The 16,728-nt window shown below is 42.9% G+C and carries 16 protein-coding genes; 2 read left to right on the top strand and 14 right to left on the bottom strand.

Annotated features, from left to right (window positions below; all coding sequences use genetic code 11):
- Positions 1 to 14: 14 nt before the first annotated feature.
- The 8 genes from QUA44_RS03330 to QUA44_RS03295 all read right to left on the bottom strand — a co-directional run bounded on the left by QUA44_RS03330 (position 15) and on the right by QUA44_RS03295 (position 9,361).
- Positions 15 to 890: a hypothetical protein gene (locus QUA44_RS03330; RefSeq protein ID WP_333248486.1), complete on the bottom strand. Its 876-nt coding sequence runs from the start codon at positions 888 to 890 to the stop codon at positions 15 to 17.
- Positions 891 to 960: 70 nt separating this feature from the next.
- A complete protein-coding gene (locus tag QUA44_RS03325) occupies positions 961 to 3,468 on the bottom strand; it encodes a dynamin family protein (protein WP_333248488.1) in 2,508 nt (835 codons plus the stop codon).
- Between the two features lie 394 nt (positions 3,469 to 3,862).
- Positions 3,863 to 5,047 carry an aspartate aminotransferase gene (locus QUA44_RS03320; RefSeq protein ID WP_333248490.1) on the bottom strand — a complete coding sequence of 395 codons (1,185 nt, stop codon included), beginning with the start codon at positions 5,045 to 5,047 and terminating at the stop codon, positions 3,863 to 3,865.
- 252 nt (positions 5,048 to 5,299) lie between these two features.
- The gene (locus tag QUA44_RS03315; RefSeq protein ID WP_333248492.1) at positions 5,300 to 6,445 is read right to left on the bottom strand and encodes an iron-containing alcohol dehydrogenase family protein; all 1,146 of its coding nucleotides are present in this window, start codon (positions 6,443 to 6,445) and stop codon (positions 5,300 to 5,302) included.
- A 184-nt stretch (positions 6,446 to 6,629) separates the two neighbouring features.
- Entirely contained in the window at positions 6,630 to 6,767 is a 138-nt protein-coding gene (locus tag QUA44_RS03310; protein ID WP_333248493.1) for a hypothetical protein, read from the bottom strand.
- Positions 6,742 to 7,161 (bottom strand): DUF2281 domain-containing protein, encoded by a 420-nt coding sequence (locus QUA44_RS03305; RefSeq protein ID WP_333248495.1) that lies wholly within the window; start codon positions 7,159 to 7,161, stop codon positions 6,742 to 6,744. The genes QUA44_RS03310 and QUA44_RS03305 overlap by 26 nt, the downstream gene beginning before the upstream one ends.
- Positions 7,162 to 7,273: 112 nt before the next feature.
- Positions 7,274 to 8,170: a WD40 repeat domain-containing protein gene (locus tag QUA44_RS03300; protein ID WP_333248547.1), complete on the bottom strand. Its 897-nt coding sequence runs from the start codon at positions 8,168 to 8,170 to the stop codon at positions 7,274 to 7,276.
- A 6-nt stretch (positions 8,171 to 8,176) separates the two neighbouring features.
- Positions 8,177 to 9,361 carry a hypothetical protein gene (locus tag QUA44_RS03295; RefSeq protein WP_333248497.1) on the bottom strand — a complete coding sequence of 395 codons (1,185 nt, stop codon included), beginning with the start codon at positions 9,359 to 9,361 and terminating at the stop codon, positions 8,177 to 8,179.
- Between the two features lie 315 nt (positions 9,362 to 9,676).
- Here QUA44_RS03295 and QUA44_RS03290 point away from each other — a divergent pair, with 315 nt between their 5' ends.
- Together QUA44_RS03290 and QUA44_RS03285 are read left to right on the top strand one after the other, a co-directional pair.
- Positions 9,677 to 10,096, top strand: a complete 420-nt coding sequence (locus tag QUA44_RS03290) for a GIY-YIG nuclease family protein (RefSeq protein ID WP_333248498.1) — start codon at positions 9,677 to 9,679, stop codon at positions 10,094 to 10,096.
- Between the two features lie 5 nt (positions 10,097 to 10,101).
- Positions 10,102 to 10,308, top strand: coding sequence for a hypothetical protein (locus tag QUA44_RS03285; RefSeq protein ID WP_106148803.1), 207 nt, complete (start codon positions 10,102 to 10,104; stop codon positions 10,306 to 10,308).
- A gap of 86 nt (positions 10,309 to 10,394) precedes the next feature.
- Here the strand turns inward: QUA44_RS03285 and QUA44_RS03280 are convergent, their stop codons facing one another.
- The 6 genes from QUA44_RS03280 to QUA44_RS03255 all read right to left on the bottom strand — a co-directional run bounded on the left by QUA44_RS03280 (position 10,395) and on the right by QUA44_RS03255 (position 16,694).
- Positions 10,395 to 10,736: a hypothetical protein gene (locus tag QUA44_RS03280; protein WP_333248500.1), complete on the bottom strand. Its 342-nt coding sequence runs from the start codon at positions 10,734 to 10,736 to the stop codon at positions 10,395 to 10,397.
- A gap of 146 nt (positions 10,737 to 10,882) precedes the next feature.
- The gene (locus QUA44_RS03275) at positions 10,883 to 12,571 is read right to left on the bottom strand and encodes a DNA repair helicase XPB (RefSeq protein WP_333248502.1); all 1,689 of its coding nucleotides are present in this window, start codon (positions 12,569 to 12,571) and stop codon (positions 10,883 to 10,885) included.
- A gap of 504 nt (positions 12,572 to 13,075) precedes the next feature.
- Positions 13,076 to 14,956, bottom strand: a complete 1,881-nt coding sequence (locus tag QUA44_RS03270; protein ID WP_333248504.1) for a hypothetical protein — start codon at positions 14,954 to 14,956, stop codon at positions 13,076 to 13,078.
- 242 nt (positions 14,957 to 15,198) lie between these two features.
- On the bottom strand, positions 15,199 to 15,483 hold the full coding sequence (locus QUA44_RS03265) for a peptidase (RefSeq protein WP_333248505.1): 285 nt from the start codon (positions 15,481 to 15,483) through the stop codon (positions 15,199 to 15,201).
- A gap of 246 nt (positions 15,484 to 15,729) precedes the next feature.
- A complete protein-coding gene (locus tag QUA44_RS03260; protein ID WP_333248507.1) occupies positions 15,730 to 16,179 on the bottom strand; it encodes a hypothetical protein in 450 nt (149 codons plus the stop codon).
- 29 nt (positions 16,180 to 16,208) lie between these two features.
- Positions 16,209 to 16,694, bottom strand: coding sequence for a hypothetical protein (locus QUA44_RS03255; protein ID WP_333248509.1), 486 nt, complete (start codon positions 16,692 to 16,694; stop codon positions 16,209 to 16,211).
- Positions 16,695 to 16,728: the final 34 nt, after the last annotated feature.

Here is a 16,728-nt window from a genome sequence, read left to right as displayed (position 1 = left end):
TTACTATCTCCTGTTTAACGATTGTAAACTTCAATGTTTCCGTAGGCTTCCATTTGCAATCTATCGGAGATTGTAAGATTACGTGATAAATCAGCTAATTTACGGAAAGCATCATATCTATCCAGTTGATCCACATTTGAAGTGAATCCTTCATCAGCTTGATCTAGTTTTATATAGACCAGATAAATATCATATTCTGATTCTTCTCCTTTGGGGACTTCATACTCCTTGATATTACGTTTTATTTGAGAGTATTCAGTTTCCGAGCCTAGCCATAAATATTTCGTGATTTCATAAAGATATTCCCCATCCTTAAAATCAATTTCTTCTTTTGCTTGGAGTGATTTAAGAAAATCTGCCTGTGAATGAGACACTACTAAAATTAAAAACTGATTAGTATTTTTGGGAATTGAAGGAGTTGGAATTGAAGGCGTTTGACCTGTAGAAACAGTAGGAGCCAGAGGATTAGGATTATCTTGTCTGGGTTCTTCTCCACGAGTTGTTTGTTGTTTTTGTTGGTTGAGTATATATATCCAGTAACCAATTGCGGTAATAGCGAAAGCAATAAGTACAATAAATTCCATCTTTTCCCTCCTAATGTTCATTCGATTAAAAAGCGCGTTTATATATTGATAGAATCCATATCGAGTTAGTAGACCCCAATTTTCCTTTTCTATTGTGCCTTTTTGATAAATATAAATTGTTAAGTTTTTTATTTCAGGCTGATGATCATAACCTCTCAGAATATAGGCAGCAATATCTTTATTTATACCAAGCTCTTGGCACCAAATTCTAGTAGAATGATACAAATAAAAATCAGGAGGATTACTACCTGTTAATTCATGTCTTATTCGTTCTCTTACTTCGTTTAACTTCTGAGAAAACATCATTGTTAATCCTTAAAGAATAGATTGTTTTAAGAGGGAGCAAGATGCTCCCTAAAATTATACAACAGCAGACTTAAGATTGACGACAATCTTTTTCTAAATTTTGACAAACCGCTGTTGCATGATCTTTTTTAACTTCAAAATCAAGCCAGAACTGTTTTTCCTGATCAAAATTTTCCTCAATGATAGTTAATTGTTGTTGCAAAGCACGTTCAGCTAGATTGGTAATCTCATCAACTGATTCTTCAAAGATACTGCTAACATCATCTAACCGTTTGATAATCCACTCACGTAAAATCTCCCACAAACTCCCTTTCCCTTTCTCAATTCCACTTAACCATTGTTTTGCCATTAAGTCGGGAGAAGGAAGGAGAAGTTCAACATACTCGATATCTTCGTAAATATTCCGAGTTACAGCTTCTTGGTAATTACGGGTTACAGGTCGTGTTTTTGTTCTCGTTTTTGTGCTAGAGAAACAAGAACCATCTTGATAAGATTCTGTATAGTCTTGATATTCTGTTTTTGTGCGAGTTTCATACTCTGTTTTTTTGCCAACTACTTCTCTTTTTGTGGAGCGATTTTGTTTTATAGGAGCGGAAAGTTCAAAAAACTTATCAGGTAAAGTTGGCGAGTTTTGAGCTAACTTTTTGCGTAAATTACTGATTGCTGCTTGTTCAACATTAATCGAAGAAAAAGTTTTGTCTGACAAACAAACTTTTAATCTCTTAACTTGCTCATTCACTAATGATTCTAATGCTTGTTCAAATTGCTGGGCTTTTCCTTGCAAGAAAAACTCCGCTCTTGCGGATATAGCTTCTCTCATCCTGTGATATAGCAGGCGAACATAGCGTTCATCATGTTCAAGTTCTTTTTTCCCTTTATCATCATCAGCCCGTACACGCTTAACTAAGTTTTCTGACTCAGAAGAAAATGTACTGAGTCTACGACTAACATTATCATAGGCTTGAGAAATATCATCAGCCAATGAAGGGAATATAACTTCCCGTAGTTGATCTCTTAGCTCAAAAGCTCCTTGATTATTTTTAAAAGCATCACGAACTGGAACAATTAGAACCTTGGTTAAGTCTCCTTCTACCTCAGCGACAGCATTAAGCATCAGAGAAAAACCATCAAATTCTTTTTTTACAGCAGCTTTTTTAAACTTAATATGATCGTTAGGATCATTGCTTTTCAAAAAATTTATTATTTCCTCAATTTCGTCCTTAAATTGCTGAGCAATTTTCTTAATATTTTTATGCAAATTTTGACGGATTTTAGCAATTTTATATTTTTCTTGTTCAACCTGCTCTTGATTGTAAATTTTTCTGGTTTGAATCAGAATATCGAGAGATTTGGCCAAAGCATCGTAATTATCGAATACTTCCAACAAAGCAGGAAGTATTACCAATTCAGCAAATGATTCTTGAACCCGCACACGGAAACGAGCCCAAAGTTCTCTACCTCCACTCCATTCTAAAGAATAGTGGAGAATTTGTCGCATGGTTTCATCATCAATAGTCTTATTGTCATCTACCCGATCTTCAATATCGCGAAACCAATTCTTTAAATCGCGGTTTTCTTTAGTATTGAATTTAATAACTCCTGCACAGTCTTGAAACATAGCTTTAAGGAGTTTTAACCGTATCTCCTGACTGATCACTGACGGTTCGTTACCCGATCCAGAACCCCAAGCACACTGAGCATAATATAAAAGACGAGCATTAAAAGGCAGAACATCAGGAAGTTCTGGAAGTGATAAGACCTCTTTAATTTCTTCTCTTAACTTATCAATCCGCTCTGATAGGGGTAAATCATCGGTTCCTCGGTTATCGACCCGATTTAAGATAAAAATCATCGAATCTGTGCGACCTTGTAGATCTTCGACAACCTTCTTTAATTCTTCTAATAGGCGTTTTCTGTGGTCATCATCTACCTGCATATAGTCCAAAGCCACTAAACTAAAAGCTTTATTAACTTGCTTTTGGATAGTTGCTAAGTTAGCCCGGTCTTGAACTGATTTCAATCCCGGTAAATCAATCAATTCAACTCCGATTCCGTTGGGTAAACCCAGTAAAGAAGCATGACAAGCAGGTAAAAGAGGAACATGAGCTGTTATTTGTGGCGCAACATACTCACGCTTTTTCCGCGCCGCGTGATAGGAGTGCATCACGGTGCTAATTCGCTGATATAAATCCTCATCGCTTAAGCCTGTCCATTCACCAGCATCCCAAGCAGCATCTTCCGTTTCTGCAATCATTAATCTCTGTTCTTGAGAATGTTTGATGGTTAATACACCCCCACTCATTTCTCCGGCTTCAATCGGTGCGATTTTTCGACCAATCAGCGCGTTAACAATCGTTGACTTTCCAGAGGAAGTTGTGCCCAGAGTAGCAATCCGAAAACTAGGATTTTCTAGGCGTTGGCGGGCTTCTTGATAAACAGTTAAAAAATCCTGTAGGCAAGATTGAATCCCCGAATCAGCAAAAACATCCGGGGAGGAGTTGACTAAGCTAGAGACTGAGTTGCCTAATTCTTGTAAAAGGTTGCGGGTGTTGTTTAACTTAGATTCAATTAGGGACATAGCAAAAATGCTTTCTTAATGATCTTTGTTAAGTATAACTAAGGAGACACGGCATCGCACCTCGTACATCCACGGATGTTTTAAAGCTGGCCACAAAATAAAGAGTCACTCTTAAATCAACTTGTAGAGTGCCTCGGAGATTGATTATTTCGATTTCAACAGGTTTTTCTGCTTCGGCGCACCCTACGCACTAAGCTGTCCCGCATCTTGCGTTATATTTTTCGGGCGGGCGGGACACCCCACAATAATTTCATCAAACTTGACTGTACAATTTATATGCGCCTGAGCTTGTTAATCTCATTATTATGTTTAGGGGATAATGGGTGTCATCCTCAACATAATAATGAGTTGATGCAGAGTGAGCGGCCGATCGCCAATAACCAATAACCAATGACTATTGATAGCGAATGTTTGCTTGTTTCAAGCGCCGCAATGCTTCTCCCAGTCGATCGCAATCTGCAATCAAACTAATCCTCACATATCCTTCGCCACCAGGGCCAAAAGCATTGCCAGGAGTCACAACCACACCGGTTTGCTGCAAAACATTCAGGGCAAAATCCGTAGAACTCATCCCCGGAGTACAGGGAACCCAAAGATACATTGCAGCCAGAGGTTTAGGAATATTCCACCCTAATTCTGCCAGTCCTGCAACCATAAAATCGCGGCGAGTGCGGTAGCGTTCCTGCACTTCGTGCAAGTAACTATCCGGCAATTGCAGCGCTGTTTCTGCTGCCGTTTGCAAGGCGGAAAATATACCGTAATCTAGGTTGGTTTTTAAGGTTCGCAAACCTTGAATTATTTTGCTATTTCCTACTACAAAACCGACTCGCCAGCCGGCCATATTGTAGGTTTTGGACATGGTGTGAAATTCAACACCGATTTCTTTCCCGCCGGGAATTTCTAATAAGCTTGTCGGTTGATAGCCGTCAAAGGCTAATTCCGCATAACACAAGTCATGAACCAGTAATATTTGATGTTTGTGGGCGAAAGCAACAATATCTTTGTAAAATTCGCGGGGGGCAGTCGCTCCGGTCGGATTGCTGGGATAATTAAAGTAGAGAATTTTTGCTTGTTCGGCTACGCTGTCGGGAATGGAACCTAAGTCAATTACCCAGTCATTTTCTGGCTTGAGGATGATGTTGTGAACTTTTGCACCGGCGATAATCGGGCCGCGAAATAATACGGGATAGGCGGGACTCGGTACTAATACTAAGTCGCCGGGATTGATATAGGCGATCGCAAAATGTGCTAAACCTTCTTTGGAACCCAACAAAGGCAATGCTTCGCTTTCTGGATCGAGTTCAACATTGTAGCGACGGCTGTACCATTTGGTAATTGTGCGACGGAAATTGGCAGTCCCTTCAAAGGGTGGATAGCCGTGATTTGCAGGATTTTGGATGGCTGCGACAGCGGCTTCTACTACTGGTTGAGGAGTGGCACCGTCGGGGTTTCCCATTCCTAAGTCTATTAAATCTAGTCCTTGTTCGCGGGCGCGGGCTTTGAGTTCGTCGAGACGGGCAAATACGTAGGGCGGTAGTGTTTGCAACCTGTCAGCAGGGCTAATCCAATCCAAAGTCATTTGTTTTTTGTCAGTTGTCAGTTTTCCTGGTTTGTAGTCAGGATTTCAGTCCTTTCTATCACAATACGGTTTAGTTAAGTTAACAATGTTTATTCCCCGAATATCTCCCTAAATCCCCCGGATAGTCGGGGGACTTTGAAAGCTTTCTTGTCGCCCCCTTAAGAAGGGGGGTTAGGGGAGATCGGACTTAACGGAACTGTATTGCTTTCCAGCACGGTTTTTTCAGGACTAAAGTCCTTACTACAAAAGGTTTTAATGCTTGATTTTCAATTCTCCCACAGGTGCGGTAGTAGAAACCATCGCCGCCATTAATTGTTCGGGTACGACTTTAAACGGCAGTCTGTGGATGTCAGAGTCGGGATTGCAGGCTATGTCGGCGGCCTGCTGCAATTGTGTGAGACTAACGTCTCCTAGTCCTAGATTGTCTAAAGTTTGGGGCAATCCAATCTCGGCGTAGAATTTTAGCAGTTGCTGTCTGGCGCTAGCGGCAAGTTGATTGTTTTGCAGCATTTCTTCTAGTCGCAGTTGTACTAAAATGCCGTAGGCGACTTTTTCTCCGTGCAATGTGCCGTGACTTGCTAATAGATGAGTTAGGCCGTTGTGGACGGCGTGGGCGGCGACGGTGCGACATTGGGCTCCGCCGATGCCGCCAATTACTCCTGCTAGCAACACGGCTGCGTCTGTGACTTCTTGCCAGGTTTCGCTACCGGGTTCTTTGAGGGCGGTGGCTGATTTTTGAAATAAAATATCTCGCAGGATTCTAGCTTGTTGGACGGCGGCAATGATCATTGTCTGTTCGGAGTGTCCGCTGCTGACTGATGCTTCGTACCATTTGGCGATCGCATCTCCAATTCCTGCTACTAATGTCCGCTGTGGTGCGGTTTGAATTAAGCCGTAGTCGAGGATTAATAAGTCAGGACATCTGGCTAATGTGACGTCGTATTGGAATGCGCCTTGTTCGGAATAAATGTTAGAAAGGGCTGTCCAAGCGGCACAGGTGGCTGCTGATGTCGGTATGGTGACGATCGGGATTTTGCACTGATAGGCGACGAGTTTGGCTGCGTCTAAGGCTTTGCCACCACCAACTCCGATGATGAAATCGGCTTCATGGCTGGCGGCTGCTGCGCGGAGGGTTTCGAGGCTGGTTTCGCTGCAATCGTTGCCGTATTGTGTTTCGGCGGATTGTAACTGCTGCTGTTCGAGGATTGGTTGCAGGTAGGGTTTGGCGGCGGCGAGGGAGTTGCTGCCGCCGACGATTAGCGGCCGCTTTCCGAAACGGGCGATCGCATCTCCGGCTTGGGCGATCGCCGATCGACCCCGCAATACACAGGCGGGAGCAATTGTCAAGGAATAAATTGCAGTTGGGGTGGCGGTTTTAGTGCTTTGGGTTTGAGTCATCGAACCACTGGATAAGTGACGAGAAGGTTGACGCTTTGCAGGATTGCTGGATTTTCTAGGATAACTCTAATCTATGCGGAAATGGTAAGTTTTATAAAGTTTTTATTAAGTATTGTTGGGCTGTTGGGGGATGGGCTGGGGGAGTTGGAGGGGAGTTGGGGAGTTGAGGGCGATCGAATTATGATTAAAGTTGAGGCTTAACGTACAAATCCCAGACTTGTTTCACTGCTGCTGCATCTGCTTGAGAAATTTGGCCGATTTTCGCTAGCCACAAAAACTTTTCCAGACAATCTAATCTAGACAAACGTACTGTAGTCATCATAAAGTCCTTCGTCTTCGGGTACGTAGCCTTTCAAAAAAGCGTCGTGGCTGCGAGTGTAATATTTCTCAATTAAATACTCCTCGCCATCGAGTACAGAAAACTCGGTTAATTCAGGATATGTCAAAAAATCTTCGGCTGTAGCAGCCATATACGGTGCTAGTATTTTATGGCGTTCTGCTATTGGCAGGCTAGCAATTTCTCTAAGTGATAGCTTGAGAGTAGGTGCGGTTGTTGACGAACTGTTAGACTCAGAACTTTCGCTGGGTAACTGCTTTTTCTGTTCCGCTTTTTGCACGAGGAATTGTGCAAAGTCGAGCACTTCTTGTTGTTTCTCCCTTGGCAACTGTCGCAGATTCTCTAACACTGCTTGCTCAAAATTAATTGTTTCTGACATTTCAATTACTTTCCCTAAGCTTTTATCGGTTTATTTCTCACGCAGTCAAGTTTTGTAGGACCATACTTGCAAATAGCACAGAGCATAATTTTCATCTTTCCCTGTTAGTAGTTCACTCATCACGCCGCCAAATTTTGATAGTCCCATCACAACTGCCACTAACTAGAGTGTTTCCATCTGGGTTAAAGGTGACAGAAATAACCCAGTGCCCATGTCGAGCAAGAGTACAAATTTCCTGTCCAATTTTCAGATTCCACAATTTGATAGTATTATCCATGCTGCCACTTGCAATAGTTTCTCCATCCGGGCTAAAAGCCACAGAATTAACACACTTTGAATGACCAGTAAAAGTAAGAATTGCCCGTCCATCTTTCAGATTCCATAGTTTGATTTTTCCGTCATCACTGCCACTCACAAGGCTTTCTCCATCCTGGCTGAAAGCAACAGAAGTAATGCAATCTGAATGCCCAGTGAGAGTGCAAAGTTCCCGTCCAGTGTTTATGTTCCACAGTTTGATATCGTCCTCACTACCACTCGCAATAATTTCTCCATCCGGGCTAAAAGCCACAGAGTTTACACCCTTTGAATGCCCATTAAAAGTAAGAATTTCCCGTCCATTTTTCAGATTCCACAGTTTAATTTTTTCATCATCACTGCCACTTGCAATAGTTTCTCCATCCGGGCTGAAAGCCACAGAGCTTACACCCTTTAAATGCCCATTAAAACTAAAAATTTCCCGTCCATTTTTCAGATTCCACAGTTTAATTCTTTCATCATCACTGCCACTTGCAATAGTTTCTCCATTCGGGCTAAAAACAACCGAAATAACGCTGTCTGAATGCCCATTAAAAGTAAGGATTTCTCCTCCTTTTTGCAGATTCCATAGTTTAATTTTTCGGTCATAACTGCCACTGGCAATAGTTTCTCCATCCGGGCTGATGGCAACAGAAGTAACGAAAGCTGAATGTCCCTTGAGAGTGCGTACACATCTCCATTTCTGCTCTTTAATCCTGAATTACTTTGCTGCTTCTGCTTCAGCCCAATTTTTCAACTCTTGTTCATACACTTCTCGCTGCCTCAATTTTTCTAAAGCTTTTAGTTCAGCATCAGCTAGCTTTTTTAACTCCTCTTCATACACTTCTCGCTGTCGCCGCTGAATATCCTGAAGAATATCAAAATAAGGTTTTACCCACTCTTCTGCTAATCCATCTTCAGCCAATTCCTCCTTTAAATTAAATAACAAAGGTTCATAGCCAGGGTCAATATTGAGATAATACAAATCGGCTAAAAATCCCGCCAGCAATTTGTGAATCGCCACAATCAACTGCCGAATGATGCGGAGGGCTTTTTTCTCACTTACTCCAGATTCTAAAAGTGCATCTTTTGCCTCTTCCCAGTCAAAAACTTTGGTAGAAAACAGGGAGACTTCCTGATTATTGAGGAATCCCCAAAACCCGACGCGGAAAGTTACCGCATAGTCGCTGATATCGCTATATAAAATTGTAGTCGGAACGGGAGATAAAATTCGCTGCAAGCGTTCCACATCAATATCACCAATCGACTCAGTGAAATAATCGCTATAAAACTTAACGGGGCGTAAGACATCCTGTTGAGGATAATGCTGTCTGAGAAAATCTCCGACACTTCTCATCTCAATTGGCAAATCTTCACAAAAGGTTTCCGGACATCGCTTGCTAATCTTGGGCGGTGACAGTAAGATTAAGAGGCGGTGTTGCTGCTGAAGTAAAATCTGCTTAGTTTCCTCTCGATTCAACTTAGAAAACCAAGTATCTTTATCCCAAATTGTTTGAATTTCAGCCAGCTTGACCTGAATATCCTTTGCTTGCAATTCCCGCATCAAATCCCGCTGCAAGGCTGCCAGCTTCAGTCTGTCTTGCTGTTCCTGTTCCTTCAACTCAATGCGACGTGCCGTTTGTGCTACTGTTAGCTTTAACAATTCGTTATCTCTAGCATCTTTCGCCTTTGCGTATTCCAGCATTTCTTGAGAATAACGCTGTTTTGCTCGCTCTATCTCAGTCGAATCGGAGGATATCTGATTGGGATCGGGAATCAGAAATTCTACCCATTGTTGAGATTTATTGCCGAGGGTTTCTCCTAGTTTGTAGCCGATATTGCTGGCAATGAGTGAGAACACTTCCGAGATGTAGGGAGCGATAGCAGCGATGATTGTTGGAAGCATAAATGTGCGTGAGGATGCGGTTATTAATAGTGTAGCAGGATGTTAGGAGGTATAATTCGGATGGTTGCCCGATATTCTGCACTTGTTGCTTTTTAGATTTAATTTCATCATGAATACTCCTGGAGGCAGAAACCGGGTTTTTTACGGAAATAACGTTACATTTTTTACCGACCGGTAAAACCCGATCGCTCGCCCCTTTCCCATATCCTAGAAAAACACAGCCACGGCCAAGGCTCAAATCAGCTCGGGATCGATCGCCTTCTTTGTGCGATCGCGCAGGAAACCATCCCTAGTTTATGATGGTTGTAACAGAATTTGTGGGATTATGATTTCTGTGCAATTAGCCTTCTTGCCTTCATGCCAACGAATGATTCTGACATACAAATCCAAGCGCGAAGAATTCTAGATGCGATTGCTTTCATTCCTTTTGAGCAATGTCAACCTTTGACCCGTGGGTTTGAGAGCATTCCTGCGCGTCCTGGCATTTATGCAATCAGGCACAGAACTGATGGATTGCTCTACATCGGTAAAACCAAGAGCTTACGAGGTCGCTTCAGTGGTGGACACAAAGCTTTTTTGTGGGCATGGCTCGATAAATATAGCGATGAAGACATACGGATTGCAGTACAGACAATTTCTCATTGGGAGAAGCCTGCGTTACTATTGGAGCTAGAAGCCATCATTCTAAGAGCTGCTGAACCCCCTTACAACGTCCAAATTCCAACTGAGATGTAAATGCCATGCAAGTCAAACTTCAAGAGCAACTTTCCCTCGCTGATGCCGAAGTTATTTTAGGACGTTTTCCTGAACGAATTCGTGCTGCTCTAATTGCTCGTGCTGCTGAAATTGAATACCCAATCGAAGCAGTCATTGAGATGGCGATCGCTAGTTTCCTTGACACAGAGGCATTAGGTTTTGCAGATTGCAAACCAGGACGCGGACAATAACAGCGTCAATTGGCGATCGAGTTTTTTGAATTTCTTGGCCTCGGGTTGGATCTAGTTGTACTAGCCAAATCTCTCCTCGTTTGGAGTTACCAGTCATATTCAGTCTCCCAGTCTTCGCTGTCGAGTACAGAAAATTCAGTTAATTCAGGATCGGTCAAAAAATCTTGGGCTGTGACAGCCATATATGGTGCTAGTATTTTATGGCGTTCCGCGATCGGCAATTTAGCAATTTCTGTGAAAGATAGCTTGAGTGGTGGCGGTTGTGTTAGCAAACTGCTGTACTCATCACTTTCTTTTGATAAATCTTGTGTCTGGTGCAATTTGTGTACTAGAAATTGCGCGAAATCGAGCACTTCCTGCTGTTTATCTGTCGAAAGCATCCGCAGATTATCTAATAATATTTTTTCGATATCGAGTGTTTGTGTCATTGATTTTTACCTGCACATCGAGCGTGTTTTTGTAGGGTGCGTACTCCACACTTTACCTATTCTATTATATCAAATTTGCACTGTCAGCAGCCGATCGCCCTTTTCGATAGATCTGAGATTTTGCAAAAGGTCTATTATGCCGACGACTAACCATCGCCTTGAACCTCAATAGTATAACTGTAGCCCTGTTCGGTGAGGAATAGTTGGCGGTGTCGCGCAAAATCCTCCTCGCAAGTTTGTAGCGATACTAATGTATAAAAATTCGCAGTATGTCCATCGGATTTTGGGCGGAGAATTCGTCCGAGGCGCTGCGCTTCTTCTTGGCGAGAACCATACTTTCCTGATACTTGAATCAACACATCGGCATCGGGTAAATCGACGGCAAAATTGCCCACGCGAGATAGAATTAATCCGGGAATCTCTTTGTGACGGAATGCTTCGTAAAGCCGATCGCGCTCAACCTGTTTTGTCTTCCCCGTAATCAGCGGTAATTGGGTAACTAGGGCGATCGCATCCAACTGTTCTAGAAACTCACCAATAATTAAAATACGGTGCCCCGCCTCCTTTTGCAACAAACTTTGCACCACATCCAACTTACCCGGATTTTCCGCAGCAATCCGAAACTGACTGCGGCGGGGCGCTAGGGCATATTCCATTTTTTCCGCCTCATTTTGGGCGACACGGATTTCCGTACAATTGGCTGTAGCAATAAATCCCTGTCCTTCCAATTCCCGCCAAGGTACGTCATAGCGCTTGGGGCCAATTAGCGTGAAAACATCGCCTTCCTTCCCGTCTTCGCGAATCAATGTCGCCGTCAAACCTAACCTGCGTCGCGCTTGTAAGTCGGCGGTAATCCGAAATATCGGTGCAGGTAATAGATGAACTTCATCATAAATAATCAGTCCCCAGGATTGCGCGTTAAATAACTCGAAATGCGGGAATTCATCATCTTTAGTCGATCGATAACTGAGCATTTGGTAAGTCGAGAGAGTTACAGAAGCCGTTTTTTTGCTGTTGCTGCTGTACTCGGCGATCGCATCTTCAGTTAAACTCGTCTTGTCTAATATTTCCCTGCGCCACTGGTGCACCGAAGTCAAACTGCTGGTGAGAATCAATGTTTTTTGCTGCACCAAACTCATCGCAATCATCCCCACAATCGTCTTACCAGCGCCGCAGGGTAGGACGATCGTACCGCTGCCACCTCTAACCTCTCCGCTCTGATAGAATGCTTCTACTGCTTCCTTTTGATAGGCACGCAAATTAAAGGGTAAGTCGCTTCCTAAAGTGCGATCGCGCAACGCAATTGCTAACTCGGCACCTTCGACATATCCAGCTAAATCTTCCGCCGGATAACCCACTGCTAGCAAAGCTTGTTTGAGTACACCGCGATTCCCCGCATCGACTTGAAAGCAAAGATCCGAAATCCGCTTACCTAACAGCGGTTTTACGCGCTCATCCCGCACTAGCAACTCTGTCAGCGGGCGATCGGCAATCCGCAGTTGTAAATCGGGATTTTCCGCATCAATCCTTTCAATTACCGTCAATCCGTAGCGTGTACCAAGCAGTTGGATTTCCTGCGCTACCGACTCAGGAATGTCATATTTGGCATACTTTCGCAAAGCTGCGATCATCAATTCCACTAACATTCCGGCCGCCCGCGCATTCCACACGCTTAAAGGCGTGATGCGATAGGTGTGGATGTGTTCGGGACTTTTGATTAATTCGGCAAAGGGTGCGATCGCTTCTCGTGCCTTTTGTGCTGTTGGGGCGTGAACTTCTAGTAAAATTGAGCGATCGCTCTGTACGATTAAAGCATTTTCAGCAACATAACTCATAATTGACAGTTGACAGTTGACAGTTGACAGTTGACAGTTGACAGTTGGCAGTTGACAGTTGGCAGTTGATAGTTGATAGTTGGCATTTGATAGTTGGCAGTTGATAGTTGATAGTTGACAGTTGATAGTTGATAGTTGATGGAAGGAAGAGGGAAGAGGGAAGAAGGAAGAGAAATGTTTGGTTTATTTGCTCCAGTCTATGTCAAAGGTGCGTCGCGATCTAGATTGTCGATCTTTTTAGGGATTTATCGCCCGCGACGCACCCTACAAATACTTAACAAGGGGGGGACAAGATTATTCTCAAAGTCCCCCTTCTTAAGGGGGATTTAGGGGGATCTGGACTCAGCTATAAACAAAAGATACAAAGGTTTTCGGGCGATTGTTGACACTAATATAGCAGTTCTCAGAAAGATGAGGAGAGCCTCATGCCCTATGCCCTATGCCCTATGCCCTATGCCCTTCGCGTACCTCACCTTTTTGAGAAAGGCTATAATATCAGGTGTATTATTTATCACTCTGCGGCAAAACATAGCCCATTTGCCGCAGGGCGGTGCGAAATTTAGTTTCCTGGCCCAATGGAACGGCTAAAGTGCGATCGCCCGCCAACTGACAGAACTTTTTAGTACGGGAATCATTCGCAATCAGCAATGCTAAATGGGCGGTAGTACATTCGATCAACCTGACACTACCTATATCTTGCACGCTATTCGATCGCTCTGTAACATCCGTTAGAAATTGCTGCACAGTTTGTGGTAGCGGTTCAATACTTCTGGCGTTCAAAAACTCTGTAAACTCTGCTAATGGATATCCATTTTCAATAGCTGCGAAGATTTTTTGGCGATCGAGTCGCCACACAACATCCGACACCTTTTTAGTATAGATATCCAGGACGATCGCATCAGATGTCTCGACACCATCTCCGGCTGCAATAATTTCTAGATTCGGCAATACCCTGAGCGTTTGACGAACCTCAATTATTGGCGGAGTATACTGATCCGTCAATCCCAAACAATAAGCCCCCAAACTCGTCAAGCGAAAATATACTAAGCCATCATAACGACTCAGGAATTCCATATAGTCGGTTCCCCAAAGATAGTCATAATCACTTGGTATGAGGAACGGATCGACATATGCAACATCAATTATGCCCAAAGTAGCAGCATACTCAAACAAAAAACAGCGCATATATCGTTCTTCCAGAATCGGCCAACTATGGCCATCCAATTCTGATAAGCTTCCATACCCAGCTTCACCAATATATAAACAGTAGGGTTCCTCAGTAACATCAAATCTATGGCCTGTTGCGACTAGATATTTACTAAAATCATGAAATAAAATCCACTTACCCACAGGACATTCTGCGAGCACAGAGGCGATCGCATCTCTGCGCCACGCCACATCCGTCATGCCATTTGCGCCCCTCCCAGTTTGTCCTTTGATCGCATCAATGCGGCGAAATTCATCAAAGATTTTTGTCTTTAACCAGCGCTTCCATGCTGTCTGTAAACCTTTGGCGGGTGATTCTTGTAAAGCTTTCTGTCCCGCTTTCGTCAAAACTAGCTTTTTGCCCGATCGTTCCGCGAACTTGCTCCCTTGCGCTATCATTATCCAAGCAAAGGGCTTGATGCTACCGAGTTCAGCGAATACTTCATCATCATAGTCGCTATCCTTCGCTAGGGTAATTTGACGCTGTTCCTCATTATAAAAATCACCGCCTTGCAATATAGAGGCGATCGCTTTTACACTTCCAGCACTAGGTAAAGCAGTTTTCTCACTAACAGTAACTTTTCCCGACTGAATCAAACGCAAAACAGCTGCTAAATCCTTTGTAGCTGTCAACTGTGTTTCACAAGAAGTCAAGGGAATATCGTATTCTTCTGTATCTTTTTCCCTTGTACTGTAGTTATATCTTTGGACGCTGAGTTTAACATGATTTTTTACTGTTTCACCACTATGATCCAAGGTCGCTTTTTTGGGCTTTGGCACGAATTTCAGCAATAATTCTTGTAGATCGTAAGGAATCTGGTTGCCATAAATAAACAAGCATAACAGTGATGGTTCTCTGTTAGTTCCATAGCGATCGATTGTTCCAAAATTTGCTGATTCTCCGTATTTCGCCCTAAATATGTCAGGAAAATAATAGCCGTCCTCTCCATGTATAACTTCAGCTACAGCCGCTTTTTGGAGGTCGTCTAATTTCGCCCACACTATCCGAAGGTGATCTCCCAGCAATTGCGATCTAATTCCATCAACAAGATCCGCTTTACGGGTTAATTTACGAAGATCGGGTAATAATGCTTTGAGCTTTTTTAAATCTTCAACAATTATTCCTTCTAGTGCCTGTTGGAGGCTGATAACGTTATCTATGCTTGGGTAACGCGACATAATGTTTGATAGTGCGCCCGCTTCAAAATTGTTTTGGCAACCCAAATATAACAATTTTACGGGATGCGGAACTTAAACTTTTGTTACAAAATCAAGAAATTTGGTTCAACAGTTACGGTACGATGAACCGGAACCGTACATAGGTTATTTGTTTTGATTTTTAAGCTCATATTTGCTACCCTAAAATTACCCGGTTCAATAGTCGTCCTCAAGTCCTTCATCAGTTGCTCGTATCTTTGCTTTTAATCGTTAGAGGTTGGCTGCTTTCTTCTGCCAAACAAACCCGACATACTTAAACCTGTCACCAGCAAGCCAAGCATTCCCAATCCATTTAAAATCGGGTAAATTGCTTGCAGGTTAAAAATTTCACCTGTATGAATTTTCAACAATAATCTCGATGAAATTCCTGTGCTAATCGGCCACTGCCGGCCCATCGTTGCTGCCATTCCAGTCAACACAGTGAGGGTAATTGGTAAAAAAACAATTATAGCTAGAATGCGATGGTACTTGCGAAATGCTTTTTTCATAACGGTTGAAAGTTGAGTGTTTCTCAATTTATATAATGAGTGAGCATAAATTGAGTGTTTGTTTCTGAGCAATTACGGCGAACGTCGCACTAGAAACAAACACTCAAATGGGAGCATCTCAGTTTTGCAAAAAGCTTTTTTTTATTATAGTGCGAGCTTAAGAACTCGCGTATTCTACTCGCGAGTTCTTAAGCTCGCACTATAAATGCAAAACTGAGATGACCCCACTCAAATTAGCACTTAAATCTAGGGTTGAGGAATGCTAGCGATGGTCTTTTCTAGCGACTGCAATTGAGCCAGCACTAGGTCTTTGCTAGGCTGAGCTTTTTTGAGTTCGTCTGTTACTTTTTCTGTAGTTTCTTCAATGGTCTCGTAGTTTTTAGGTTCTTTAGCTTTGACGCCATCTTCGACTTTATCCCAGGAAGTTTCAAACTTGTCAAATTCGGTTTTGGCTTTGACGAAATCACCAGTCTCAACTGCTGCTTTGGTATTAGTAACTACACTCATTAACTCTGGATAGCTAGCAGGAGATACTGGTTTCTCAGATCCGCTGGTAGTAGTAGTAGTAGTAGTAGTAGTAGCAGAGGGAACCGGTGAAGGTGCGGTTGGCGGAGTGGATGCTTGGTTGTCGCCGCAACCAGCCAAAGCTACAAGGGTGACGGCACTGAGGACAAGGATTGGATTGAAACGAGCCATGAAAACTCCTAAAAAATTAATACTACAATCTATTTTGCCACAAAACCAGCAGATCGATCGCTAAAACGGCAATTTTTGCAATTAATCGCAGTTAGCAGCCAGCCCAAAAGGATCGTGCTGCTAGCGCTGTCATCTTCGAGAGGGCACGGGATTAACAGTTGACAGTTGACAGTTGACAGTTGACAGTTAATGAAGCCGAAAAAATTGCAGAGACAATTAAGCAGATTATCAAAATATTTAGCTGTTTGAAAGTTTTTGCTGGTTTGTTTATGAGTTTCACTCTTAGTATGAAATGATTGACTGGTACGATTATAGCTAAGCATTCCTGTCTGCGTGCGATCGCCCTTTCTAATCAATTTTAGCTTTTTGTAAACTGCCCTTTCGCCCTCACCCTCGCCCCAGACTTGATTTGAGATTCGAGATTTGAGATTCAACCCTAGGATGTGGGATAATTTTGGGCGATCGCAATTTATGCTACTGTACAGTCGCCAGCGGGTGCGGTAAAGTAAAAACACCCAGAACACGCTGTTACAAAAAAATTGTACACTT

This window comes from Microcoleus sp. N9_A2 (genome assembly GCF_036701775.1).
Taxonomy (GTDB): Bacteria; Cyanobacteriota; Cyanobacteriia; order Cyanobacteriales; family Microcoleaceae; genus Microcoleus.
Note: the sequence above shows the minus strand (reverse complement) of the source record. Positions and strands in the feature narration are given on the sequence as shown.